The organism is Pseudomonas frederiksbergensis (assembly GCF_035751725.1).
GTDB classification, from domain to species: Bacteria; Pseudomonadota; Gammaproteobacteria; order Pseudomonadales; family Pseudomonadaceae; genus Aquipseudomonas; species Aquipseudomonas frederiksbergensis_A.
On sequence record NZ_CP142104.1, the window covers coordinates 3,852,679 to 3,874,061 of the forward strand.

The 21,383-nt window shown below is 57.4% G+C and carries 25 protein-coding genes; 11 read left to right on the forward strand and 14 right to left on the reverse strand.

The window, feature by feature from the left end; genetic code table 11:
• Position 1: 1 nt before the first annotated feature.
• The 11 genes from VQ575_RS17105 to VQ575_RS17155 form a co-directional block, all read right to left on the reverse strand.
• Positions 2–1,222, reverse strand: coding sequence for a S49 family peptidase (locus tag VQ575_RS17105; protein ID WP_325918067.1), 1,221 nt, complete (start codon positions 1,220–1,222; stop codon positions 2–4).
• Positions 1,223–1,224: 2 nt separating this feature from the next.
• Positions 1,225–2,832 (reverse strand): phage portal protein, encoded by a 1,608-nt coding sequence (locus VQ575_RS17110; protein WP_325918068.1) that lies wholly within the window; start codon positions 2,830–2,832, stop codon positions 1,225–1,227.
• Between the two features lie 2 nt (positions 2,833–2,834).
• Positions 2,835–3,050 carry a hypothetical protein gene (locus VQ575_RS17115; RefSeq protein WP_325918070.1) on the reverse strand — a complete coding sequence of 72 codons (216 nt, stop codon included), beginning with the start codon at positions 3,048–3,050 and terminating at the stop codon, positions 2,835–2,837.
• An 11-nt stretch (positions 3,051–3,061) separates the two neighbouring features.
• A complete protein-coding gene (locus tag VQ575_RS17120) occupies positions 3,062–5,050 on the reverse strand; it encodes a phage terminase large subunit family protein (RefSeq protein WP_325918072.1) in 1,989 nt (662 codons plus the stop codon).
• On the reverse strand, positions 4,995–5,519 hold the full coding sequence (locus VQ575_RS17125) for a terminase small subunit (protein WP_149632523.1): 525 nt from the start codon (positions 5,517–5,519) through the stop codon (positions 4,995–4,997). Before VQ575_RS17125 ends, VQ575_RS17120 begins: the two co-directional genes overlap by 56 nt.
• A gap of 123 nt (positions 5,520–5,642) precedes the next feature.
• Positions 5,643–5,978, reverse strand: coding sequence for a phage holin family protein (locus VQ575_RS17130; protein ID WP_325918074.1), 336 nt, complete (start codon positions 5,976–5,978; stop codon positions 5,643–5,645).
• A gap of 512 nt (positions 5,979–6,490) precedes the next feature.
• Positions 6,491–6,850 (reverse strand): PA0613 family protein, encoded by a 360-nt coding sequence (locus VQ575_RS17135; RefSeq protein WP_053124085.1) that lies wholly within the window; start codon positions 6,848–6,850, stop codon positions 6,491–6,493.
• Complete coding sequence (locus VQ575_RS17140; RefSeq protein ID WP_325918076.1) at positions 6,843–9,062, reverse strand: VapE domain-containing protein; 2,220 nt, start codon at positions 9,060–9,062, stop codon at positions 6,843–6,845. Before VQ575_RS17140 ends, VQ575_RS17135 begins: the two co-directional genes overlap by 8 nt.
• Positions 9,052–9,279: a TraR/DksA family transcriptional regulator gene (locus tag VQ575_RS17145; RefSeq protein ID WP_325918077.1), complete on the reverse strand. Its 228-nt coding sequence runs from the start codon at positions 9,277–9,279 to the stop codon at positions 9,052–9,054. The genes VQ575_RS17140 and VQ575_RS17145 overlap by 11 nt, the downstream gene beginning before the upstream one ends.
• Positions 9,272–9,790, reverse strand: a complete 519-nt coding sequence (locus VQ575_RS17150; protein WP_315641644.1) for a phage regulatory CII family protein — start codon at positions 9,788–9,790, stop codon at positions 9,272–9,274. Before VQ575_RS17150 ends, VQ575_RS17145 begins: the two co-directional genes overlap by 8 nt.
• Before the next feature lie 331 nt (positions 9,791–10,121).
• Complete coding sequence (locus VQ575_RS17155) at positions 10,122–10,355, reverse strand: hypothetical protein (RefSeq protein WP_325918079.1); 234 nt, start codon at positions 10,353–10,355, stop codon at positions 10,122–10,124.
• A gap of 98 nt (positions 10,356–10,453) precedes the next feature.
• On the opposite strand from VQ575_RS17155, the gene VQ575_RS17160 reads away from it, so the two are divergent.
• Entirely contained in the window at positions 10,454–11,101 is a 648-nt protein-coding gene (locus VQ575_RS17160) for a LexA family protein (RefSeq protein WP_325918080.1), read from the forward strand.
• A 30-nt stretch (positions 11,102–11,131) separates the two neighbouring features.
• Here the strand turns inward: VQ575_RS17160 and VQ575_RS17165 are convergent, their stop codons facing one another.
• The gene (locus VQ575_RS17165; RefSeq protein ID WP_325918082.1) at positions 11,132–12,133 is read right to left on the reverse strand and encodes an AbiTii domain-containing protein; all 1,002 of its coding nucleotides are present in this window, start codon (positions 12,131–12,133) and stop codon (positions 11,132–11,134) included.
• 345 nt (positions 12,134–12,478) lie between these two features.
• On the opposite strand from VQ575_RS17165, the gene VQ575_RS17170 reads away from it, so the two are divergent.
• The 8 genes from VQ575_RS17170 to VQ575_RS17205 all read left to right on the forward strand — a co-directional run bounded on the left by VQ575_RS17170 (position 12,479) and on the right by VQ575_RS17205 (position 17,327).
• Positions 12,479–13,063 (forward strand): hypothetical protein, encoded by a 585-nt coding sequence (locus VQ575_RS17170; RefSeq protein WP_325918084.1) that lies wholly within the window; start codon positions 12,479–12,481, stop codon positions 13,061–13,063.
• 10 nt (positions 13,064–13,073) lie between these two features.
• Positions 13,074–13,358: a phage antirepressor KilAC domain-containing protein gene (locus tag VQ575_RS17175; RefSeq protein WP_271901853.1), complete on the forward strand. Its 285-nt coding sequence runs from the start codon at positions 13,074–13,076 to the stop codon at positions 13,356–13,358.
• A gap of 158 nt (positions 13,359–13,516) precedes the next feature.
• Positions 13,517–13,846 (forward strand): pyocin activator PrtN family protein, encoded by a 330-nt coding sequence (locus VQ575_RS17180; protein ID WP_325918086.1) that lies wholly within the window; start codon positions 13,517–13,519, stop codon positions 13,844–13,846.
• A 42-nt stretch (positions 13,847–13,888) separates the two neighbouring features.
• Complete coding sequence (locus VQ575_RS17185; protein ID WP_325918087.1) at positions 13,889–14,317, forward strand: hypothetical protein; 429 nt, start codon at positions 13,889–13,891, stop codon at positions 14,315–14,317.
• Positions 14,314–14,535, forward strand: a complete 222-nt coding sequence (locus VQ575_RS17190; protein ID WP_325918089.1) for a hypothetical protein — start codon at positions 14,314–14,316, stop codon at positions 14,533–14,535. Before VQ575_RS17185 ends, VQ575_RS17190 begins: the two co-directional genes overlap by 4 nt.
• Positions 14,532–15,074 (forward strand): phosphohydrolase, encoded by a 543-nt coding sequence (locus tag VQ575_RS17195; protein ID WP_325918091.1) that lies wholly within the window; start codon positions 14,532–14,534, stop codon positions 15,072–15,074. Before VQ575_RS17190 ends, VQ575_RS17195 begins: the two co-directional genes overlap by 4 nt.
• Before the next feature lie 244 nt (positions 15,075–15,318).
• Positions 15,319–17,061 carry a DNA cytosine methyltransferase gene (locus VQ575_RS17200; RefSeq protein WP_325918093.1) on the forward strand — a complete coding sequence of 581 codons (1,743 nt, stop codon included), beginning with the start codon at positions 15,319–15,321 and terminating at the stop codon, positions 17,059–17,061.
• Entirely contained in the window at positions 17,058–17,327 is a 270-nt protein-coding gene (locus VQ575_RS17205) for a pyocin activator PrtN family protein (protein ID WP_325918094.1), read from the forward strand. The genes VQ575_RS17200 and VQ575_RS17205 overlap by 4 nt, the downstream gene beginning before the upstream one ends.
• 16 nt (positions 17,328–17,343) lie before the next feature.
• Here the strand turns inward: VQ575_RS17205 and VQ575_RS17210 are convergent, their stop codons facing one another.
• Entirely contained in the window at positions 17,344–17,925 is a 582-nt protein-coding gene (locus tag VQ575_RS17210; protein ID WP_325918095.1) for a hypothetical protein, read from the reverse strand.
• Between the two features lie 24 nt (positions 17,926–17,949).
• Entirely contained in the window at positions 17,950–19,041 is a 1,092-nt protein-coding gene (locus VQ575_RS17215) for a tyrosine-type recombinase/integrase (RefSeq protein ID WP_325918096.1), read from the reverse strand.
• 102 nt (positions 19,042–19,143) lie between these two features.
• Here VQ575_RS17215 and dusA point away from each other — a divergent pair, with 102 nt between their 5' ends.
• Together dusA and tal are read left to right on the forward strand one after the other, a co-directional pair.
• Positions 19,144–20,163, forward strand: coding sequence for a tRNA dihydrouridine(20/20a) synthase DusA (gene dusA, locus VQ575_RS17220; RefSeq protein WP_325918097.1), 1,020 nt, complete (start codon positions 19,144–19,146; stop codon positions 20,161–20,163).
• A 178-nt stretch (positions 20,164–20,341) separates the two neighbouring features.
• A complete protein-coding gene (tal, locus tag VQ575_RS17225; RefSeq protein ID WP_039589105.1) occupies positions 20,342–21,268 on the forward strand; it encodes a transaldolase in 927 nt (308 codons plus the stop codon).
• The last annotated feature ends 115 nt before the right edge of the window (positions 21,269–21,383 follow it).

Here is a 21,383-nt window from a genome sequence, read left to right on the forward strand (position 1 = left end):
GTCAGCGGCGCGAAGCGCCCGCAACGATTGCGCTGACGGCTGCTTGGCGTTCGCCCTGCTTGCCATCACCGCTTGGGGTTGTAGCCGTCACGCCCTGCGCATCGCTCTTGATCGCAGACAGGGAGATCCCGCGATCCTGGGCGGCTTTGAACAATTGCAAGGCTGTGGCCTCGACCGAGGTGCCAGCATCGATAGCCGCTTCGATTTCCTTCTCGAAGCCTTTGCTGGCCAGGGCGTTAATGCCCTTGATGCGATCACGCTCTGCAGCGGCGCCTTCGGCTCGAATGGCGCCGAGGTCAGGCTGCTGGGCCTGGGCGATTTCGATGGAGTTCGGATCGGTGCCGGCGGCCAGCGCAGTACGCAGCTCCGCCGTGGTATGTACGGTGGTCATGGTGGTTTTCCTTGGGACAGTGATGGCCGGTCTGGCCAGTTCGGTGATGAGGGATTCAAGCGAGCCCAGCCGATGGGCCAGACCCGACTCAACAGCGGCAGCTCCGACGCGTAGTCCTCCGAAGTCACCCATTGCAGGTACCTTGGCGGCGTCAGTACTTAGGTTTCGCGCCACTTTGCCGACGAAGACTTCACCGAGAGCATTCACGGTTTCACCGATCTTGGCGCGCCCTTCTTCGGTTCCGAGATCGGGCCGCTTGTTCGGAGCGTTACTGCTAACGATCTGATAGCGCTTGCGGCCGTTCGCAGCATCACTTTCAACAACAGCCTCAACGACAACGCCAATGCTCCCGGCCAAACTGGCTTCATCGATGACGATCTCGTGCGCTGCCGAGGCGATCCAGTACGCAGCGCTCGCCCCTATGCCACTGATGTACGCGACGATCCGTTTGCGCTCTCGACCCGCGAATATCATCTCGGCCAGTTCATTGATGCCGGAGGCAACACCGCCTGGGCTGTCGATGTTGAGCACAATCGAACGGACCTTGGGATCGTCCAGCGCTCGCTGGATGTCCGTGCCCAGGACCTGGGTGCTGGTAGCGCCACTGATTTCAGTGAACATGTTTGCGTAGCGAAAGATTGGCCCAGTGATGGGAATCACCGCCACGCCGTTTCGCATCGTGACTTTACGGGTATCTTCAAGCCGCTCGCCGCGCCGGGTTGCCAGGGCCATCGGATCGCCCATGCGGTCGGCGATGGTCAGCAAGTTATCCAGGGCGTCAGGCAGCATTAGCCAGGGCTGCGACGCAGCCAGCTCAAGTGCTCGAGGCATATTCAGTCCTCTTCGGATTTAGGGTCGGGCGGGTTCTCCAGCCCGCCCTTGGGCAGGGCCTGCAGGTTTTTGGCGCGGCGTTGCTCCACTTCCCGTACACGCTGACGGAACACCTGCTGCCAGGGCTCGCCGGTCATGGCCGCTGTTTCGAGGGTTTCGTTGCTCACGCCAATTTCGATGCGCTTACCGGCCGCGTTGGCTTCCTTCAGCTCATCAATCGCCCCACGGGCCGGACCGATCCAAATGGCCTGACAGTAGGCCTTGCGCTTAGCTGGGTCGCCGTAGCCCGGAAGGTCAATCAAGCCCCTAGCCACGGCTTCGTCGATAATCAGCTCACGGCTTGGCTGGCAGAAATCACAGGTAAGCCACCAACGACGCAAACTGTAGAAACGCCAAGCCTGAAGCATGGCGGCGCGGGCCGCGCTGTAGCTGCTGCTGTAATGGAGCAAGAGCTCTTCAAGTGGCAGCTCCAGGGCAGCGCCGATCTCTTTCACCACGGCGGTGAAGAAGGGATCAAACTGGGCATTGGGTCGACCTGGGTTCGCTACGACTGGCTCTTCACCAACGCCGAGGTCAATCACGGCCCCCTCGCCTAGGGCCAGCTCGCCATCGGTGGTGTCATCGCCTTCAGGGCGCTCGTCCGCCAAAGCAGTCATCGGCAGGTTGCCGGTTGGGAAATCAGAGCTCTTTTTGATGAACACCGTGAACATTGCGGAGATCACGGCGGCCATAAGCTCCGCGCTGCTGTAGCGCTCCAGCTTTTGCAGCGGCTCCAGTACAGGCGCCAGGTAGGGAGCCCCGCGCTTCTGACCGGGACGTTCCTTATCCGCCAGGACGTGCAACACACGCCGTCGGCCTGTCTCCTCACCGAACGCGGTAAGTCGCTCCCAACTTAGTGGCTTGCCGGCCAGATGCTCGCCGGGATAGCCGGTGCAGACGTGATAGGCCACGGGAGCGCCCAGCGAATCGAATTCAACGCCATCAACCAGATTGACCCGGTCCATACCGCCGTTCGGATTGCCGACCCGATCCGACTCGATCAGTTGCAGTCGCGTGCTGAATACACAGCCCGGACGTTCCTGATCCGGGCTGGCGACCAACACATCACCAGCGACCAGCGACGACACTAAAACCAGAGCTTGCAACTGGTAATGATTGAGGGTCGCTTCGGCGTCACACTCCCTCGGATCATCGGCATACAACGACCAAAGCCGGTCCAACCGGCCATTCAGTTCGTTTGCCTGCTCCTCAGTGAGACCCAGCGCCTCGTGATCAACCTGGGCGCGGCATACCAGCCCGGTGCCCACGACGTTGGTGCGCAACCGGGTAATGGCTGCGCGGGCTATCAGGTGGTTACGCATGGCGTCCCTTGACCGGGCCACCAGCATTCGCCGCTCGCTCTGATTGAAGTCTCGTCGCGGACTACCGAGGCCAGGTATCCAGCTGGCCATGCTGCGCAGCATGCGCGAAGCGCCTCGCCAGCGAGTTTCAACACCGCCGCCACCGCCCTGAGCAACAATCTGCTGGCCGCCCACCGAAGCCCTGGCCACCTTAATGGCCTCGCGCATCAGCAGATCGGTCGGGCCTTCACGCTTACTGAATGGCCACATGATCAGATCCCCAAGTACGAGACGCGATTGCGGCCTCGACCGCGCAGCGCCGCCTGTTCGTTGGCGACTTCCTGGGCATATTGTTTCTCCAGCAGGCGCAAGCTGTTGAGCTCTGCCAGCTGTACTTCACGCTCAGCCCGGCGCAGGCGCTGACCTTTTTTCAGGACGTCAGAAATTGCCGCCCTAACTTCAGCTAGGCGCAGTTGTGCGTCAGTCATGGTTGATTTCCTTAATAGCCCGCTCGACTGCGGGTGCCCCGCCCACGAGCGACTACTCGGCGCGGTACCGGTGCGACCGGTTGTTCAGTGTTGAACAGCGTTGGCTGCATCAGTTGCTGTTCCAACTGGTCCCACTCGTGGTCACGTAGCAGATGCGTTTTAAGGCTACGTGCGGCATGCAGGGCATACACCTCGCAGTCCAGGGCTTCGTTGCGGCGCCCGGCTTTTTTCTGCCAGACCATCTTGCTGGGGTTACGCGCATGCGGCGCCAGCACTTCGTTGGTGAGCTGTTCGTAGTAATCCGAACGGATCTCGCTGTACCAGTGCATGCGCCCCGGCCCGACACCCTTCAAACGGAGACGACCATCAATCAGCGTCTTGGCCTTGTGCGTGCCAACGATGTGTACCCGCAGGCCATATTTCGCCGCTTTGGTGTTGTCCTGCGAGGTGTCCACGGACTGCGGTGGCTTGGTGAAGATTTCTTTGTCGCGGCTGTCAATCGAAGCGCCCTTGATTGCCATGATGTTGAAGCGCTGCCGATCCCGGACATAGCTGTAAACTGCATCGCTGGTATTACCGTCCGAGCTATCGACGCTGACCGCTGACACAGCCAGGTGCGCGCCGCCCTCGGTGGGGATTGGCTGGGCGATGACCCGATCCAGTTCCTGCCAGACACTGTCGTGGGGATCAATTGGGTTGCCGTGTAGTTCCCCCCAATAGAGCCGCCAGGACTCTTCGCCGCGCCCCCATCCGATGATGATCAGCGCCAGACGATCACCTTGCACGTCCACACCCACGGTCACCAACAACACGCCCCTGGGCGCTGTCAGTTCGGCGTATGGCTCGGCCCGCTTCTCCAGTTCGTCTGTCTTGGGCGCGTCGCTTTGGTACTCGTAGCTTTCGCCCTTGGAGCTGTTCACAAAGGCAATCATCGGGCCGATGTTTCCTTGCGCCGCTGCATGTTCGGCCTGGAGCTTTTTCTCCATCAATGCCTGAAAGCGTGACCCCCAAAAGGTAGCGTACAGCTCATTGAGGATGTAGCCGGCAATCCCGCGAAACTCAGCCGTGGCCTGCCAGCGCCCATGCTTGAGGTTCGCGTTCTTCTGGTTGTCGTCCCAAATCGCGCCGCAATGTGGACACGAATAGAACGCCTTCTCCGGCCGTTTTTTGCCGTAGACCTCGTGGTGATACTCGGGGTCTTCATCGCAGTGAAGGTTGTCAAAGCTCAGCGCATGTTCCTGGCCGCATTCGTGACACGTCACCAAGCCGATGCGCTTGTCCGACAGCTCCAGCTCCGCATCAATCGCCGACAGCCCTTTGATCGTTGGTGTGCCGCCGATGATGATCTTGGAACGGCGAAAGGTTTTCAGACGCTCCTTGGCGAGCTTGATGCTATCGCCCTGCCCGCGCAGGTTGAGGTTGCAATCATCGGGCTCTTCAATGGCAACACGCGGTACCGGTGTAGATTTCACGCTGGCCGGGCTGTTGGAGCCCACCATCTTGAGGAATCCGCCAGGGAAGCGCTTAAAGTCTTGGCGCTGCTGCAACTTGCGGCTGCGCAAATCGACCTTCTTGCGAAGCCGTGGTGTCGCATCAATCATGGGTTCGAGCTTCTCACCCACGTACTGCTTGGCGGCTTCGGCCTTGGGAAACAGCACCAGTATCGGCGACGGATCGATGTCGATCCACTTGCCCAGGGCGTTACCGAGAACGCCCGACGTCCAGGCTACCTGAGCCGATTTGCGGCCGACGATCTCGGTGACCGTCGGATCGTCCAGCGCCTCCAGAGGCCCGCCGGGCCAGGTCAGGTGAGGCGTGACGTTGAAGCGATATTTGCCGGGGCGGGCTGACTCTTCTGGCGCCAGCCAGCGGTATTTTTCCGCCCATTCGATAATGCTCATGCGCGGCGGCGGTGCCCACTTCCTGCAGGCGCCGCGCAGCGCGTTAATCGCCGTCTTTTTCAAGGCCCTCCGGATCGTCCGGTTCGTCAGAATCTCCATCTGACTGGGCATCATCCTTGTCATAGTCTGACAGCCTCCTCAGGATGGTTTCGATGGGGTCGGCGATCAGGCGCTCGTCAACTTCAACGCCGTAGCGCGCCGACAGTTGTTCCGCCAACTCATCCGGAAATGAATTGAGCAGCTCGACTTTGGCTGCCGTGATCATTGCCTCAAAGCGTCCGATCAGATCCGCCGCGATTACGACCTCGCCCAAATCCTTGGCCAGCGCCAGCTCTTCACGATTGGCTCTGACCCGGTCGAGCCGGTCACGGGAGGATTCTTTTTTGCCGTTGAGGGCGGCCTGTTGCATCAGCCACTGGATCACGGCCTCGGTGTCGTATTGGTTTTCGTTGCCCCGGCCCAGGCCGAACTCAATTACCGGCATGCCGTCGTTCTGCCAACGGGTCAGCGTGCGTTCATCGCGGCCGACGATCTCGCTCAACTCGGCTTTGCTGACTGTTCTTCCCATCGCTAACCCCTTGAAAAGACGGACATCCCTGCAAAAAACTCAGCTGCAGGGAATCCGCGAGTTCGGTAACCCGTGTAGGGGGCGGGCCAAGGGGAGGACCCAGAAAACTCCCTTCCCCGCCCCCTACCCGGCACTCTCAGATGCCTCGGTGACACCCAGTCGCTTGGCCACCCATCGTTCGTAGAGGCCAATCGCGACATCGGCGCCGGCCATCGCGGTGATGCTGCCCAGGCTGCCCGCTGTCCAGAGCGACATGCCGGCGGCGATCATCAACATCATCGCCGACACCCCGCAGACAACGCAGGCACCGGATCGAAGTGCCAGGCGCCTCAACAACGCCCAGCCCCGCGCCCCGTCCTTGTCGGCCCGCCACATCTCCCCCGATACGCCGCCGACCAGGGCCAGAAGAATTACTAACCAGATCGGCATTTCTGCCAGTGCTTGCTGCTCGTTCGTCATTGCCCCGCCCCTTAAACGCAAAAACCCGGCGCAAGGGCCGGGTTTGGTGTGTGGTGCCTGCCGCTTTATGCGGTCGCACCTATCGAAGATGAGTACTTTTTACAGGTCGATTCCGGTGGCAGCAACCCTGTTTTAATGCCACCCGGTGAATGTCTGGTGAACGCCTAGGCAATGTCGGCGAATATCTTTATTTCGGCTTCCAGCGCCTGGGGCGCTGTCCTTCCTGTCCCACTATCTTGGGTCGAAGTAGGACAGCTACAGGCGCCTAGAATCGGGGCCTGCCCCACTGTCCTACTTTATTTTCTCTTCTCTCCCGTAAAGAGAAAAAGCTAAGAGCACGCGTGCGCGCCATGGGCGCGTATGCGCTCCCGCTACGCTCACACATGGGCGGGACGTGCTGGAAGGTTGGACAGTAGGACAGCTCAACAACAGCGCGGCCCGCGCTTGTCCAACTGCATCAAACAGCAGTGGGACAAGGCGAGCCGGTAGGACAGCCACGGACGCAAACGGGGTCAAGCAGCAACTCCCATAAGCAGCCAATAGATGCACAGGTGCGCGTCATGCAGACGCTGGTAGTAGGTGTCGCGACCGCAGCCGCAGTGGGCATACTTCAAGCGCATGTCGCTGTCCTGGTTGCAGTAGTGCTCTCGCACGATTTGCACATGCAGAGGATCGAGGTGTTTGGTCACGATCAGCTCAATATCAAGCGAACCTTCCAAGGGCGCACGAAATGCCCGCCGGCCACGAATCAGCTGCCCATTGCTCTCCATCATCATGGCGACCATGTTCCCACCGGCGAGCCCGCCGGCACTGAGGTCGCTGTGCAGCTCTTCAGCCCATTTGCGCAGCCGCGCATCGATCTCCTTAATCATCGAAACATGGCTCCTCGACCGGCTGAACTTTCAGGTTCGATGCCCTGCCCCAGTCTTGGGGCTTCTTGTATCCCCATGGCCGGACGCCGCTCTTAGGCAACGCGGGTAGCCGGACCTTGCGCCAACCCAACCGATGCATGATCGCCCCGACCCGCATCTGTTCAGGTTTGCCCCAGTGTCCATAGTCCAGCTTCAAAGCGCCCAGCAGAATGTCGGTGCCGGTCGCCGTCTCGCCAATCTGAGACTCTTCGAGCCAAGACAGGATCGGGCCTTCCCATTCATCCACCACAAAGCGCTCTTCCTGCGCCTCGGCGAACAGCGGCGCCTCCTCCCGATTGACCCACCAGATATCGCCGGACTGATAGCAAAACATCGCCTCAGCCCATAGCTGGTCGCGGATCTCGCGCAATTGGTCCAAGTCCACCTTGGTACAGGCGACCGGCCAATAACGCCGGTTGCCAGTGGCATCCTTCAGGTACTCATCCTGGTTCGTTGTCCCCACGAAAACACACTGGCGTGGCACGTCCATCGTTCTGCGGCCATAGCTCTCGCGGTAGGTATCCGTCGAAGCCGAGAAGAACTGCTTCGCCTTGGTGGACTCGGCCTTGTTGAAACTGTCCAGCTCACCCAGCTCAACGATCCACTTGCCGCGAATCGCCTGGAACCCGTCCTTGTCGCCCAAGGCGAAGGGGGTATCCATAAACCAGGCACCTCCCAGCACCGACATGGCCGTGGACTTACCGGCACCCTGCGCGCCTTCGAGGATCATCACGGAGTCAGCCTTGCAGCCCGGCTGCATCACCCGGCCGACCGCCGAGACCATCCAGCGCTTACCCACCTTGGAACTGTAATCCGTCGGGGCCACGCCCATGATGTCTGTCAACCAGGTGTCGAGCCGGGGTACCCGATCCCACTCCAGGCCATTGAGGTAATCACGAACAGGGTGAAAGGCATGGTCATGTGCAACAACACTTACAGCCTCGATAACGCTGCTCGCCTTGACCCGCAGGTTGTACTGTTGCGCGAGCCACTTCATGACCAGCATGTCATCAATGTCAGCCCAATCGCCGACACCGCCGCCATACGGGGCAGCACGCAGCTTGACGATCTTGGAGCTGAACGCACTGAAGCCAATCACACCGGCCCAACGTTCGTCGTTGCCCAGGATCAGCTCTACGTTTTGCATGTGCGCGATCAACATGCCGTTTTCCGTGCGGGCCAACTGGTCTTTCCAGCCACCCGCTGCAGGTGGCTTGACCACCGCCAGAACCTGGCGACGCACCGCCTCCAATCCTTCAGCACAGTGCAGGTCGTTGAAGTCAGTCCACTTGTCCTCTCGCTCCCCCGAAAAGATAGGGCCGACTACCTGACCACCTACAACCGTTGCCGCGTTGTTGGCTTTCTCTTCACCTGAGTTCCAGGGCTCGCCATTTGGGCGCTTGGTTTTCCAGTCATCATCCCGGCAGATGATTAGTGGACGCCCCGGGAACCGCTCGCGCATTGCCTTGGAGACCGTCATGAGGTTGCCCGCATCAAAGGCAATGGCGACCGTCAACGAGGTCGCCATGTGCAGGCTTGTACCGGTGGCGTAGCCCTCACACACCAGCACTGGCTCACCCGGCTCAGGGTGCGGACCAATAAGGTGGAAGGCGCCTTCCTTCGCCATCCCATAGGGCCAGTAAGACTTGTCGCGGCCGGTGTCCTCTTGCTTCTCGGGGAATATTACTTGTAACCCTACGATCTGGTCCCGAGCGTTTTGCATGGGCACCAAAACCGCGCCGGAGCGCGGGGCATAACGAACGCCGAGGCCCACTATCTGCTTTCGATCCAGATAGGCGCTACGGCCCTTCTCGGGCATTCGCTTGAATAAACCAGCAGCACGGTTGGCCGCTCGACGGGCAGCGTTGGCAGCCTTCTCTGCGGCCTTGCGCTTCGCCTCCTCCTGACGAGCGCGCATGACTTCACGCTCTTCCGGCGTCATTCGGCCGGGTTTCACCTTGATTTTGTGCGTGTTCCCTGTACGCCAATCGCCGAACGCACCGAAGATCAAGGTTTCGCCCTTCTCGGTGTGGTGCTCGTGTAGAACGTACCAGCCGTTTTTCTCTTTGCCCTTATCCAGGGCGGTCTTGCATCGAGTCAGCTTGCCGTAAAGCAATGGCTGCGCGGGCTCCAGACCAAAATCTGCAAATTGATTCAGCACGTCATCGAGCATGACGAGCCTCCCGCATCTCATCGATGGACTGACAGTTCACACACTGCGTGCAGCCCTGCTGGGCCTGTCGCCGCGCCTCGGGGATCGGATCGTCGCAGCTCTCACAGAACAACAACGAATGCCCAGGTAACGCCGGCTTGAACGCACTGCGAGCAGCAAGCGCCTGATCGATGCGCTCTTGCACCAAGTCATTGGCGAAATCAGCAATGTCAGCCACGGCCGTCACCCCGCGTTGTGTGGTTGACGTACGTGGCGCGGTTGAACAATCCCAACAGCCCCTGAATACCTCGAAACACCTGCAGCCGGATTGCGGCCAGCTCGTGATCGCTGACCACCCCATCGCCAATGCTCTTGGCCCAGGTATCGGCCAGATCGGCCACCTGCCGGAAATACTCGGCGAGGCCAACGGTCAGGGTTTCCGGCATGTCAGTGGTGTACACCTCAGACAGTTCGTGCCAGATCGTATCGCCGACCAATGCATGCACCGCATCCAGAATGCGCCGGTCCTTAGTCAGTTCGAGGATCTCGCCAAACTCTTGGATGTTCACCGAGTGGCTAGGGTGTGTAGGAGATAGCTTGTGCTGCAGCGTGGTGGAGTTACGGCCGGTGGTGGCGGCGATTGCAGCGGCGCCGCCCGGATAGTCCCGTGCGGCATGGTAAAGCGCCAGATCGAGCGGCAGGACTTCCCGCTGTGCTCGTTCGACGCAACTCAGAGCGATTCGGCTCATGGCATTAATCCTTGAAAGTTGCCAGTGCCGCGCGACATGCAGTGGTGATACATTTGCCGCGTGGCTTGAAAGGGCCCAAACGCCGGCTAGATCTTAGGGATCGACACCGGCACCGTGCCGGGGCGAACAATCCATTGCTCACCCCTGGCGCAACAGCTGCCCAATCTGTGGTGGAAAAGGCAGCAACACCAAGGCTTCCCAGCCTTGGGAAAGCGCGATAAAGAGAGGTGGTTTGCATGTGGTGTGCCCGCCTACCTTTATCGCGACCCGGCTGCGCTGTGGTGGTGCGTGCCGGGAGGAACTGGGCGACCTTTGGGTCGCCTTTTTTCTGCTAAGCAACCTTGGACGTTGAGTTGTTTTCCGTAATCCCGAAATGCTCGAGCACTTCAGCCAACGAAACACACCCTTCGCTTTCCCAGGTCAAAGCCTTGATTAAAGAAACGCTGGGGTCCTTACTCGCATACTTGACGTGAAGGCGCAGGTAACTCGGCGCAATCCGGCAACGCTCTGCGTAAGCCTTGATGCCTTCAGCATCCAGACAGTTGATGTAGTCACGAAGCCTCATTGGGATACCTCCTGAAGTGAAATTTAACCTCAAAGGTTATTTTTTTCAATACCCATAAGGACATTCACCTAGGAGGTTAACCAGGCCAAAATCTGCTCATGAAAATTTCAGATACGAGATTGCAAAATTTCCGCAGAATTTTGGTGGAAAAAAAGCTTCGCTTGAGCCAAGTTGCCGACCTTTTAGGTAAGGCTCCCGCTCAGGTGAGCGCGTTTGCTGGAAGAAATCCTACTAAGGGGATCGGTGACCAAATAGCTCGGGAAATTGAAAAGGCGCTGCATTTGCATCAAGGATATCTCGACATGCCATACGGCATAGGTGAGTTCAATAACGCAACGATCCTTAGCCATACGGGCCGGAAACTACCCGTGATAGGGTCGATTGCCGCAGGTGCATGGTGCGAGGCACACGGAAGTTTTGATCCAAGGGATGCCGAAGAATGGATTGATGCTCCGGGCCCGGTGGGTCCTCGTGCATTTATACTTCGCGTAGAAGGAATTAGCATGGAGCCCAAGTTTGTAGAGGGGGACAAAATCGTTATCGACCCATCTATAGAAGCTCTTCCTGGTCATTTCGTAGCGGCTAAGAGAAGTCGAGATCAAGCTGCAACTCTTAAGCAACTGAAACAAGAGGGAGGCGAGCTTTTTTTGTATGCTTTAAATCCAGATTGGCCAGAGCGCATTATCAGAATGACGGAAGAATGGAGTATATGCGGTAGGGCTCGCTGGAAAATCTCAGACCTCTAAAGGTAACGCAATATTTCCAGCCAACCTAAGTTATTTAATCGAATCTCGGGGCAGCAACGCTATTTCCCCTATGAATAAATAGGTATGTATCACCGCCAGCCTAGCCTCCTGCGTAGTTACATCTACATGCACGCCCTTACATGTCTTTTCATAGATTGCATCCAACCTAGCAGCAAGAAACTCTAATTCCGAACTCAGAATTGCCTCATTACTGCCACTACCAACCCTATCAGACATATAGGCGAGTATTCTGTTCTTATACTGTTCCTCGCCTACCTTTCTAGCCTTACCTTTTTGATCAATCCAGTCGACATCTGTCGCCGGGAACAGGGAATCAGCCACTGTCATCAACAATCGCCTGCAAGACGTCAGGGCAGCCGTTCTCGATTCGGTAGAGCCATCGGCAATACGCTCATTAATAGCCACGATTTTTTCTGCTGCTTTCGGGCAGTGCGCTCGAACGAAACTATCAATCTCATTTCTTGCCGTTTCAAAAATATCTTGCGCAGCATCGCCCAGCTCAAGAGCCAAGTACATATCTGTCGCATAATTATGTAAACCAGCCATGAAAGATATGAAGGTAGCTTTGGAAGTTGAATAATTATCCTTATAGGTTCTATGAATTTTTAGCTGACTATTTAGCAAGACTTCAGTTGCATTTTTTTCTACGAAATCCTTAACAGCACCTACTGCCGCAGGTGAAAAACTAGACAAACTTACTCGAGCACCTTCGACTATAGCTTCATACTCCGAGAGACTTTGCGTGTAATAGTTCCCAGCAGCCAAATTATAGCGCCCGGATGAAATTGCATATTTCTCACAGCTACCTATTGTTTTAAAGCTAAAGTCTTTTGGATAACCCTTGGTCTCATAATCTAACCAAAGCTGCGCATCAGCGTCCCGCATTAATCTAGCTAAACGTTTCGCTTTCATCAGTATTCTGTCTACTGCTGAAGAAGAGTTTTCCAAATCATCAAGCAACGATGCGGCGAGGGAGCGAGCCTCACTTATCCTTGTGTTCTTATCCGACATTTTCACCTCTCAGGTTCCCAGATGAGCCCTATCTGCTGAGATCATGATGGCATCAGTGCGCTCGGATGAGTAGTCATAACCATATGCACACCTTAAAGGTAAAAAAATCTTGACTTGTTAACCTTTTGGGTTAATTTTTGCCTTACTCACCACCACAGAGCGAGGCAAAACCATGCACACCACTGCATCCCTGCACATCCATCCGGCCGTAGCCGACCTTTCCCGAATCTTCGAAGTAAGGCGCCTGGCACGCAGTCACGGCTGCATCTTCATTCCGTCTAAACCCAAACCACAGGCTCGTACCGCACCGATCTCTTTCGACCCAAACGACGGAGGACGGGCGGCATGAGCACATACAAGATCGACAACCGCACGCTGACTTTGCTCAGCGCACAGGTAAACCTCAGCGGAACTTTCAATCACACCCTTCGGCGACTGTATCGACGCGATGCGTTGGCGTTTCGACTGAAAGTTGAACGCAACAAGACCGACAGCACCTTCACCGTTGAGCTGGGCTCAGAGCGCCACACGCTGACCGTGCCCAACACCAAAAAAACTCACCTGAAGCTCGCCGACTTCATTGAGGAGGTGGTCAATGGCCCCTCTGACCTGACAGGCGAACCCCAGTCGAAACGACATGCTGAACGCGAGTACGGCGCTTTCAGTAGCCAGCAGCGGGAACAGGTTTACAGACTGGTTTCCACAGGCGGGTTTATCGACCTGGACCTGGGCTTTGAACTGCCGATCCGGCTCGCCGTGCACCGAACACGTACACGCTCGGGCATCACCGTAGTCATGAGCATCGGCGTTAAAAGCCCGCGTACCAAGTGCTTCACAGTGTACGGCACCGACGCCGAGATGTACGAGCAGGTTTGCGAATCCATCAACCACCTGGCTGCGCTGGCGACACCCGCCGCGCACGCAGCTTAGGAGGTATGCCATGGAGCGCAATCTCGAAAAGACCGCCAAGCACTTCGGCCTGACCCGCCCCGCCCTGATCAAGCTCATGCGTGAGAAGGGTCTGCTCACCGAGCGCAACCTGCCGGCGTTCCCCGTCCGCGACCGTGAATACCTTCGGGTCAAGGACAGCAACTGGTATCACGACACGCTGGGCATGCAGTACAGCCAATCGACACGCGTTCGGCAGGCTGGCATCCCCTGGCTAGCGGAGCAACTGGGCCTCGACCTTCCTGCCATCCCGGCAGACAACCGTGACGTGGCCTAGGGAATACGCCCGCCAGATCATCGCCCTAGGCACCCGAGAGGAGCGCAACGCTGCGCTCCTTGAGGTGCCGGAGCATCTGCGCGAGCTGACCAAACGCCATTGCCTGAATGCCTGGAATCACCCGGCTCGAAATAAACGCATGGAGAGCCCAAAGCCTCATGACTAGCCAGCCTCAAAACCCGCTGCGCCTGATGCCAGCACCGGAGACGGCCACCGTCGAGCTGCTGTATCGCACCTTCGGCGACGTGCTTATCCCCCTCGAAAAGCTGCGCGTGCAGTACTTCCGCAACCTCAACGAGCAGTCATTTGCAGCCGAAATCACCAGCGGCCGCATTCAACTGCCCGTGACCACGCTGGACAGCAGCCGCAAGGCACCGAAGTACGCGCACATCCGCCACGTCGCGGCATTGATCGACATCCAGGCCTACAAGGCCGACGAAGTCCACGCGAAGGCCCAGGCCGGCGCAACCGAAGAAACCCAACCGTAACGGCTGCCACCACCAGCCACCAAACCACTAGGAGCACACCACATGACTGCAATTCAAATATGCGCGTTGATCGCCCTGATCGTCGGTGCTGCCCTCATCTACTGGACCGGCTATCGAGGCGGTCTTATCGATGGGCGCATTCAAGGTCACGAGGCTGGCATCGAAGAAGGCACGAACGACGAGCGTGCGGCAAACGCCAAAACCATTCGCGAACTAAAGGCATCGCTCAACTTCATCCGCGCTGATCACAAGCACCTCGCTGCCCATGCGAAGCGGCTAAGAGAAAGCCAAGCCTTCGGTCCTCAAGAGCGCCAAACACTTATGCAGATCGCCGAGAAATTGAGGTTGGCATCAGACACCTTCCGCGCCATGAGTTCTAAGGCCCAGGCACAGCAGGCGCTCGACCTGCGCGACAAAGCACTGGGCATGGCCGCGCTGCTGGATCAGGTCAAAGTGGAGGACGCAGCATGAGCCGCCACAGCCCAATGCTACGCCTCTCACCTCAAGATGCCGGCGTGCTGCACCAGCAACACGCCAAAGCCACCGCCGAACTACGCGAAATGACTCGATTCCGTAAAGAGTTCGACCGGCAACTGTCTCTGCTGATCGGCTACAACGCCCTGCGCAAGTTGCACAAGGACACCCAGAACGCCCTGTTGCTCGCCGACATGGTCAAGGAGCCAGCATGAACTGGATCCTCACGCATACCGGCAAACACTTTGACCTGTTCGAGCCGGACGTCGACATGATCGACCCACGAGACATTGCGCACTCGCTCGCTCATTTGTGCCGCTTCAATGGCCACACCCGCGAGTTCTATAGCGTGGCCCAGCATAGTTGCTTGGTTGCGGATCTAGTGCCGGCCGAGCACAAGCTCGCCGCCTTGCTCCACGACGCCACCGAAGCCTACATCGGCGACATGGTGCGGTCGCTCAAACAGTGGATGCACGCCTACCAGGACGTCGAGACTTGGATCTGGGATCGCATTTGCACCCGCTTCGGCCTCGATCAGGATCTGCCGGCATCCGTCACCCAAGCCGACCTGATCGCCCTGGCCACCGAACGCCGCGACCTGATGCCATCCGACCCGGCCACCTGGGATTGCCTAGTCGGCATCGAACCCGCGCACGAACGTATCCGGCCGTGGTCACCCACCGAAGCCCGGCTCACCTACCACCAGCGCCTGATGGACCAACTCGCTATCGAACACCGGAGGAAAGCGGCATGAAACACGAACAGAACAGCACCCAAACCCAGTCCGCTTTGCTCCGCAGATCCAGCTGGGTCGACGCGCCTGTAGAAAACAGTCTCTGCTGCGCAGCAGCAGGCATTACTGCTTCTTCCAATGCCACTGCAGAGGCACTTACACCCCACGAAAGGCTGCGCCGGGCAGCAGCAACTGAAGCCACGCTGATCGCTAAGAATCGCCCGCTCGCGCAGCCTGTCGTGGGGTATACGCATGGAGGCCAGGTATGACCGTCTTTTCCCAAACCCCAATAAGCTCTGCCGTCATCACCCAATTTGGCCTCGACCTCATGGGCAAGATCCGCGTCGATCTGTTTGCCGGTGGTGGCGGCGCAACCATGGGCCAGGAAATGGCCACGGGCAAAGCCGTCGATATCGCGATCAACCACAACCCCAAAGCCATCAGCATGCACAAGCGCAACCACCCAGGCGCAGAGCATTACATCTCGGACGTCTATGAAGTGTGCCCTCGAAAGGCGACACGAGGCCGAACCGTCGCCCACCTACACGCAAGTCCCGAATGTACCCATCACAGCCTTGCCGCCGGAGGTCAACCACGCAGCAGTGCCAGCCGCTCTCTATCGTGGGTCACAGTCAAGTGGGCCGGACAGGTCAAACCCGACCTCATCACGATGGAAAACGTCTGGCAGATCCTGCAATGGGGCCCCCTGATAGCCAAGCGATGCAAAACCACCGGCCGAGTGGTTCGCCGCGATGGCAGCGTGGCTGCACCAGGTGAGCGCATTCCAGTTCAGGATCAATACCTAGTGCCTGATCCGAAACGTAAGGGCAAGACATGGCACCGCTTCCTGCAGATCCTCAAGAACATGGGTTATGACATTCTGCATGGAAAGCTCAAAGCCTGTGATTATGGCGCCGCCACCACCCGCGAGCGGCTCTACCTCGTCGCTCGATGCGATGGCAAGCCGCTGTATTGGCCGGAGCCGACACACTTCAAAGCGCCCACAAAGGGCCGAAAGGCTTGGCGCAACGCAGCCAGCATCATCGACTGGTCTATCCCCTGCCCGAGCATCTTCCTGACGAAAGAAGAAGGCCGTGCCGCTGGTGTTCGACGGCCATTGGCAGACAAGACCATGGAGCGCGTGCGCAAAGGTGCTCGCCGCTATGTGGTTGATCATGCCGATCCGTTCATCGTAAGCGTCAACCATTCAGGCGATGACACTGCGCGATGCCAGTCCGTGCAAGATCCAACCAAGACCATCACCGGAGCGCATGGCTTCGCCCTGGTGACGCCACAAGTCGCGCCTTTCCTCACAGAGCACGCCAATGCAACATCCCAGCGAACCATGCCTGCTGATGCACCGCTGGGAACCATCTGCGCACAGGTCAAGGGCGGACACTTCGCACTCGCAGTGGCCTACATTGCACAACACAACGGCGGCTTCAACGAAACGTTGGGCCGGCAACCAGATCAGCCACTTACAGCAATAACCACCACAGGCAGCCAGCAACAGCTGGTGACCGCCAATCTGCTGACCCTGCGCAAGAACTGTGTGGGCAGCGCAATGGATAAGCCGGTCTCAACTATCTGTGCCGGCGCAGAACATCACGCGCTGCTCGAGTACACACTTGCACCAGACGTGGAGGAAGGCGCTCTGCGCGTTGCCGCTTTCCTGATGGGGTACTACGGCACCGACAACATCTACGACCTGCGCGACCCGGCTGCCACGATCACCACACGGGATCGGCTGGCACTGGTTACCGTGGTGATCAAGGGCACGCCGTACGTCATCGTCGACATTGGCATGCGCATGCTGACGCCCCGGGAGCTTTATCGAGCCCAGGGCTTCCCGGATAACTATGTTATCGACCATGGCCACGACGGCAGGAAGTTCAGCAAGAAAGATCAGGTACTGATGGTGGGGAACTCAGTCTCTCCTTGGCCGATGATGGCTCTACTAAAAGCAAACTTGACTCAGGACGAAAACGCGATGATGGAGGCGGCATGAATACTCTTTTCCTTTTGATGGCTCAGTACAACGGACAAGCAGTCATTCCTATTGATCGCGTTTGTACTGACTATATGAACCTGACTGTGGAAAAATTCAAAAGTAAAAGACTCAGTGGAGAAATCGATATCCCCGTTGTGAGGCTTGGAGCTAATAGTCAAAAAGCGGCATTAGGCATTCATCTTCGTGACTTAGCAGAATATATTGACAAGCAACGCGAGAAAGCAACAAAGGAACAAAACCAACTCATGGGCCGTGCTGCTTAATGTAAAAAAAGGGGCGTCAGCCCCTTTTTTGCTTCGAAGAACATCCAAAGCTAGTTACGTTCTGTGCATTATGAAATAAAAAGTCACTGTATTTCTTGTCAAGCGAATAAGTCTTAGCCAACGAATAAATTTCATAATACTTAGACCTTGCAGTATTGTAACGTTTAAGATCCTCAGCCGTCCCACAATGAGGGTTCGAATTCAAATTCACTCCTAGAGCAGAGAATTCAGACATCAACAACTGCAGCTTTGTCTCAGCGTCTTTACGCGTTTGAGCCTCACTCAGAGCACCTTGCTGAATTTGTAGCAGTGCCAAAGATTTTGCATTCGCACTTTTCTCTGACTTTACCTCAGATACAGTTTTGGCAATTTCATCTTCAGCTTTTTGCACGTTGTACTCACGCTTCTGCAAGTCCATTTCACGCTTACTTTGAGCTTCGAGGGACGAGGCTTTTTCCTCTAAGAATTTTATTTTTTTAGCATTCAAATCCTCATAACCATTCCAGAGGAATCCAAGCCCACCGGCATACATCATCAACAGGACTATCACCACTACAAAGTGCTGCTTAACGATGTCCATCATTCCTTTGAAACTCATATTGAAGCTCACCCACCATAAAGTTTAACCGCACAGATTTTCTAGCCACTTCCACGAGGCATATCGATCCCCGCGCCCCCTTAAGTGAGTATACCGTCGCAAGGAGTTCCAATCACGATGACCTGAAACACTCGACACCCTTGGAATATCCCAGTCCATCTCGAACAACCGACTCACCCCTTCATGCCGGAGGTCATGAAAATGAAGGTCAACTATCCCCAGCAACGGACAAGCCCTGGTGAAAGAGGCTGATACCGATTTACCGTTGAAAGGGAAAATCTCCCGCTCCACTTTGGGCATTGAATTCAGGATCGCCCATGCCTCGTCCGGCAAGTGACACCAGACGTCATTACCTATTTTCTGACCAGGGTTCTTCATGTCTCGAACCAGCACCGCCTGCCTGGATTCGTCGATGTCCTCCCAGCGTATCCGCGTGATTTCTTCCTGCCGACGTGTCGAAAAGATAGCAAAAGCGATTATTTTCGGCATGGGAATCGAGTTATTACCCCGAGCCTGCATGTCGAAGAAATGCTTCATCAGTTGGTCCAACTCATCGAGAGTAGGCCGGCGATTACGCTCTTTGCTCTTGGTGACCATTCCGAGCTTACGCAACACCTTTCGAGCGTCAGTCATGGCAAGCGGATCTATCTCATACCCCCAGGCCGGTCTAGCAACCGAGAGGACCGCTCCTAGGTGCGACAGATCATTCCCGACCGTCTGCGCCTGGACACCGCCTCCCTCTTTGCTCATCCGCCACTGAGCAAACTCCACCAGCTTCTGGCTATTCAGCGCTGAATCATCAACCTCACCCAGCCACGTCTCCTTGATCGCCGTCAGGGTTGCTCGCTTAGTCTTCCCCAACGGCCGGATCTTCTCGTACTCGTCAAGGTACTGATCGATTATTTTCTTGATCGTCACCCCCTTCCGGTTCGCACGTTCGATAGCACCAGGCGCGGCCAGCTCCGTCTCCCGCCGCTTGATCCATGCCTGAGCCACCTGCTTCCGGTCGAAGGTTTGGCTTTCCTGATAAACTGTCTTCCCGTCCCGATTAATCCGTATCTGCGCCGTGTAGGCCGTCGAATTGTCCTTGCGCTTGCGTGATGTGATCGTGCCCATATCCAGTTGCTACATTGCCGAGACCGCTTGCTACAATGTAGCAAGCGCCTTGCAAAAACAAGGAAAAATGGGTAACAACCGCTGTATAAAAGATCAGTATCAATGAATTTAGAAAAACCTGAAGCGCCCGTAAACACTGGATTACCCCGCCAAGAGCCGTCCCGCCGCTTCAGCGTAGCGCCGATGATGGATTGGACTGACGCTCACTGTCGCTACTTCCTACGCATCCTTTCCAAACACGCCCTGCTCTACACCGAAATGGTCACCACCGGCGCGTTGCTCAACGGTGATCACGAACGCTTCCTGCGCCACCACGAAACCGAACATCCGCTGGCCCTGCAACTAGGCGGAAGCGTTCCCAGTGACTTGGCCGCTTGCGCCCGGATGGCCCAGGAACATGGCTACGACGAGGTCAATCTCAATGTCGGCTGCCCTAGCGATCGGGTGCAGAACAACATGATCGGCGCTTGCCTGATGGGGCATCCAGGATTGGTTGCCGATTGCGTGAAGGCGATGCGGGATGCGGTGTCGATTCCGGTCACGGTGAAACATCGGATCGGGATCAATGGCCGCGACAGTTACGAGCAGTTGTGCGAGTTCGTCGGGACCGTGCGTGACGCCGGTTGCAACAGTTTTACCGTGCATGCGCGGATTGCGATTCTCGAGGGGTTGTCGCCGAAGGAAAACCGCGACATTCCGCCGCTGCGTTATGACGTGGTTGCGCAGTTGAAAGCGGATTTCCCTGAGCTGGAAATCGTGCTCAACGGTGGGATCAAGACGCTGGAGGCGTGCCACGCACACTTGCAGACCTTCGACGGTGTCATGCTGGGGCGCGAGGCCTATCACAATCCATACCTGCTGGCCGAAGTGGATCAGCAGTTGTTTGGCAGCACCGCACCAATCATCACTCGGGCCGAGGCCTTGGCAAAGCTGCGGCCGTATATTGCCGATCACTTGGCGAATGGCGGTGCCATGCACCACATCACCCGTCACGTCTTGGGCCTGGGCACCGGATTCCCGGGCGCGCGGCGGTTCCGGCAGTTGTTGTCAGTGGATATCCACAAGGCCAAGGATCCACTGGCGCTGCTGGATCAGGCGGGGCAGTTGCTGGAAGGTCGTTAACCATCACTTGCTTTGAACCTGCGCGCTGTTTTGGCATCGTATCTACCGGTAGTTGCCCCGGCCTTTCAAACAGCCGTTTTCAGGTTGTTGCCGCTGGGGCCATCGATACCTCTTCACGCCCTTGAGTGGCTGCCGGCCCTCGGGTAATGTCAACGGACCCATAGGACAGAGCACGCTCATGACTTCCAAGCTGGAACAACTCAAGCAGTTCACCACCGTCGTGGCCGATACTGGCGACTTCGAAGCCATCGCCCGCATCAAGCCCGTCGACGCCACCACCAACCCTTCCCTGCTGCTCAAGGCTTCGGCGATGCATGGTTATGCCGAGTTGCTGAACGCCTGCGTGGCAGACTGCAAGGGCGACGTGGGCCTGGCCAGCGACCGTTTTGGCGTCGCGGTGGGCCAAGAGATCCTGAAAGTGATTCCGGGGCGCATTTCCACCGAAGTGGATGCACGCCTGTCATTCGATACCGAAGCCATGCTCAAGCGCGCCCATCGTCTGGTCGAGCTGTACGAAAAAGCCGGCATTGGCCGGGAGCGTGTGCTGATCAAGATCGCTTCCACGTGGGAAGGCATCCGCGCCGCCGAGAAACTGGAACGCGAAGGCATCCAGTGCAACCTGACGCTGCTGTTCTCCTTCGCCCAGGCCGCGGCCTGTGCCGATGCAGGGGTGTTCCTGATTTCGCCGTTCGTGGGCCGGATCTACGACTGGTACAAAAAGGCCAACGGCAACGATTACACCGGCGCCGATGATCCGGGCGTGCAGTCCGTGACGCGCATCTACAACTACTACAAGGCCAATGACTACAAGACCGTGGTCATGGGTGCAAGCTTCCGCAACCTCAATCAGATCGAGCAGTTGGCCGGTTGCGACCGTTTGACCGTCAGCCCTGAGCTGCTGGAAAAACTCGCCGCCGACGAAGGCAAGCTGGAGCGCAAACTGGCGCCTGGCCAAGCCGGGGAAGCGCGCTTGAGCCTCAATGAAGCTCAATTCCGCTGGTTGTCCAACGAGGACGCCATGGCGACCGAGAAACTGGCGGAGGGTATTCGTCAGTTCGCCCGGGACCAGGAGAAGCTGGAGGCGTTGCTGCAAGCCAAGCTGTAAGCTGATTCGCAAGGCATGCAAAAGGGCGAACCTTGATGGGTTCGCCCTTTTTTATGCGGCTTAGCCTGAGAACCTCGCGCCTGCTCGCGAAAGCGTCAATCCGATCTACACACGC